The organism is Pedobacter sp. 01N416 (genome assembly GCF_056399685.1).
Map to the genome: position 1 here is coordinate 1 of NZ_JBFTRT010000726.1, position 3,442 is coordinate 3,442.

A 3,442-nucleotide genomic window follows, 5' to 3' on the forward strand; every position below is an offset into this window, starting at 1 on the left:
GCCTTTTCTTGTTTCCATGCTATCGTAAGCAATAAAGACTGCAACATAATTTATAATCGATCCGAATCCGTCACGATGAAAATCCTATCGTATGGAACGATTAATTAAGTGTTTAAACTTGTCTTTCTACAAGCTACAATTGACGTATTCTAAAGAGAATTCGTCATTGCGAGGCACGAAGCAATCTTAATGCGCGCCGCTAGTAGCGATCGTTGTAAGATTGCTCGTAGCTTACAATAAGCTAAAAATCTATATGTCATTTATATTAATTTTTATGCAATAAATTATCCCTAATATTCGATTACAACCTTACCAATCGTTTTTCCGCTTTCTAATAAGCGGTGTGCTTCTTTTAGGTTTGCTGCTGTAAATCCTTTCAGCGTGGTGTTTAATGTCGTTTTAAGCGTGCCATTGTCAAAAAGTTCGGCGAGTTTATTTAAAATATGGTGTTGCTCTTCCATATCATCGGTTTGATACATCGAACGGGTGTACATCAATTCCCACGAAAAAGTAACACTTTTGTTTTTCAACTTATTCAGCGCAATAGGAGTGGCTGAACCGGTAATGGAAACAATGTGTCCCTGAGGTTTGATCAATTCTACTATCGCATCCCAATAGTTATTTAAATCAACAAAATCTAGTATAAAGTCTACTTCCTGATAACCTCCTGCATGTATTTCTTCAATCAGGTTTTTATGGTCTACTACCAAATCGGCTCCCATATCCAGGCACCATTCTTTGGTTTCTGTACGCGAAGCGGTGGTAATTACCTTTAGTCCGCTTATTTTTTTTGCGAGCTGTATGGCAATTGAACCTACACCACCGGCACCTCCAATAATGAGTATACTTTTTCCTTTATCTTTTTGTTCGCTGATGCGGATACGATCGTATAACGATTCCCATGCTGTAAGCGCGGTTAGGGGCATAGCAGCAGCTTCGGCATTGCTGAGTGTGCTTGGCTTTAAACCTACAATACGTTCATCTATCAATTGATATTCGGTATTACTGCCACTGCGCGTAAGGTCACCAGCATAATAAACCGCATCGCCAGGTTTAAAAAAAGTAACCACCTCTCCAACAGCTTCTACCGTTCCGGTAGCATCCCAGCCAATCACTTTAGGCGTTTCCAATACAGTATCTTTAGCACTGTTCTGGCGTATTTTATAATCTACCGGATTTACACTGATTGCATTTATCTTAACCAGTATATCGCGTCCGCTAGGTTGTGGAACAGCTGTTTCAAATTCGATAAAACTTTCTTCTGCCGAAATGGGTAGTGAGGTTTCAAATCCTATAGCTTTCATGTCTTTATATTAATATGCAATTTTATAATTTCTTTAAGGCAAATATAAACTGATATGGTGTTATTATTCAGTATAAATTTGCTTTTAATTGGTAAATTTGCGCTATGGTTTAGCACAAAATGAATAGAGAAACTTTATACGAACCTTTTGAAATTGTTTATAAAAAGCTAGATGAATGTCCGAAAGAAGGCCATAAACATTTATTTTTTGAACTGATATATGTTTTATCGGGCACAGGAAAACAAGTGATCTGTATAACAAAGAGTTAATTGCGAAAATGGTAGATACGATGATTGTTGTGGTAGCCCGGAATATTGCCAAATACCTGCCTGCTGCCATTAAAGAAGATGCTGAAGAGAAAACCTTGGCCTTACTAAACTATATTCAGGCGAATATTTATAACCCTGAGAAATTAAGGGCTGAAAAACTGAGCAACCAGTTTGGTATTTCTGAGAATTATTTTGGTAAATATTTCAAGAAACATACCAACGAAACACTTCAGCAATATATTGCCAATTTAAGGATTAAACTGGTTGAGGCACGTTTGCGTTTCAGTAACATGCGGATCAATGAAATTGCATATGAGTTGGGGTTTACGGACGAAAGCCATTTGAATAAATTCTTCAAATCACAAAGGGGATTAAGCCTTAAAGCTTTTAGAAACTTAAAAACAACTTACAGTTGCTAAAAAGCAACAAAAAGTAGCATAATTACAACTATAATGAGCGACTGATTTGCTGAATCTGGTTAACAGGCCGGCTACATTTGCAATGTCGAAAGATTAAAAAAAGACAGTACGTATGGATGCAAAAATGATCGGCAACAAAATTGCCGGAGCACGAAAAAAAACAAACATGTCTCAAGCCGGACTTGCCGGACATGTATTTGTAAGCCCACAGGCCGTTGGAAAATGGGAGCGGGGAGAATCAATGCCAGACATTATTACCTTGAACCAGCTCGCCAAGATTCTGGATGTAGACCTCAATTATTTTTCAGAAAACCGCCCTTCTATAAATGCCATCAGTGCGGTTGAAGAGACAATACCAGAGGTAAACAGTTTAACAGATTCACATCAGCCACAGCTACTGACCAATTTTAGCGGAAACGATCTGGCCAAAACCGATTTTGCTGGTGTTATTGCACATAAGCTGAAATTTAACGGGAGTAATTTACGCGGCTCAGATTTTACTGGTGCTGACCTGACTGGCAGTTCGTTTCTGGGTAGCGATGCACGTGAAGCCAGTTTTCATGCTGCAAACCTAACTGATTGCAGCCTGTCGGCTACTGATCTTACAGCCACTAATTTTGATCAGGCCATTTTGGTGCGTACAAAATTCTATGCTTTAGAACTGGCGGGGGCAAAAATCAGTAATACCAAGCTAACTGAGGTAAAACTGAGCAAGACCGATTTAAGGAAAACGGTTTTTGAAAACTGCGTGTTTGAGGGGGTAGACTTTGACTATTCCGATCTGCGTGGACTGCGTTTGGATGGGCAGACTTTTACAGGGGTGCTGTTTCACAACGCAGCACTTAACGAAACTACATTTAAAGGTGCAACCCTTAAAAATGTATCTTTTCGCTCTACCTTCGCCCTCACCAATAAATATTACAAGGCTATTAAAACGATCTGCTTTGAAGGGGCAACGATGGATAAGCTAACCTATGCTTCACTCAAAGGTTTAGGTGCCGATTTATCGAAGGTTAACCTGGTGTAATATAGGCATATCTATGCCTCTTAAAAAAGGAAGTGAGATGATCGGTATAGATGGATCGTCATTGCGAGGCCGATTTTTTATCGGATGAAGCAACCTTATCGCACCAGGAAAGGTTGTTTCCCCGAAAGTCGGCATAGGCTTTTGTTCCTCCCCGCAATGGCGCCCCATTTTCTAAGCTGCCAATCATAAACCAGTTAACCTTCAGGTATTTCTGGCTCTACCAATTTAATCAGTTTTTCTAACGATTCCTGCCAACCCAGGTAACACATTTCGGCAGGTATGGCTGCTGGTATATTTTCCTGTAAAATTTCCAGTTCTGTACCTACTGAAGTTTTTTTTAATCTGATCGTATTTACGATGGTTCCTGGCATGTTAGGATCATCAAATTTATCTGTGAACTTCAGCAGCTCATTCGGCTTAACC

4 protein-coding genes are annotated in these 3,442 nt (G+C 39.5%); 2 read left to right on the forward strand and 2 right to left on the reverse strand.

Features of this window, described 5'->3' with window-relative positions; translation table 11 throughout:
• Positions 1-290: 290 nt before the first annotated feature.
• Positions 291-1,304: a zinc-binding alcohol dehydrogenase family protein gene (locus AC1DND_RS26340; protein WP_477585618.1), complete on the reverse strand. Its 1,014-nt coding sequence runs from the start codon at positions 1,302-1,304 to the stop codon at positions 291-293.
• A gap of 277 nt (positions 1,305-1,581) precedes the next feature.
• Between AC1DND_RS26340 and AC1DND_RS26345 the strand changes: the two genes are divergently transcribed.
• Together AC1DND_RS26345 and AC1DND_RS26350 are read left to right on the forward strand one after the other, a co-directional pair.
• Positions 1,582-1,992 (forward strand): helix-turn-helix domain-containing protein, encoded by a 411-nt coding sequence (locus AC1DND_RS26345; protein WP_477585619.1) that lies wholly within the window; start codon positions 1,582-1,584, stop codon positions 1,990-1,992.
• 112 nt (positions 1,993-2,104) lie between these two features.
• The gene (locus tag AC1DND_RS26350; protein WP_477585621.1) at positions 2,105-3,019 is read left to right on the forward strand and encodes a pentapeptide repeat-containing protein; all 915 of its coding nucleotides are present in this window, start codon (positions 2,105-2,107) and stop codon (positions 3,017-3,019) included.
• A 194-nt stretch (positions 3,020-3,213) separates the two neighbouring features.
• On the opposite strand, the gene AC1DND_RS26355 is transcribed toward AC1DND_RS26350, so the two are convergent.
• The coding region (locus AC1DND_RS26355) for an SRPBCC domain-containing protein (protein WP_477585623.1) at positions 3,214-3,442 on the reverse strand (229 nt) is incomplete at its 5' end.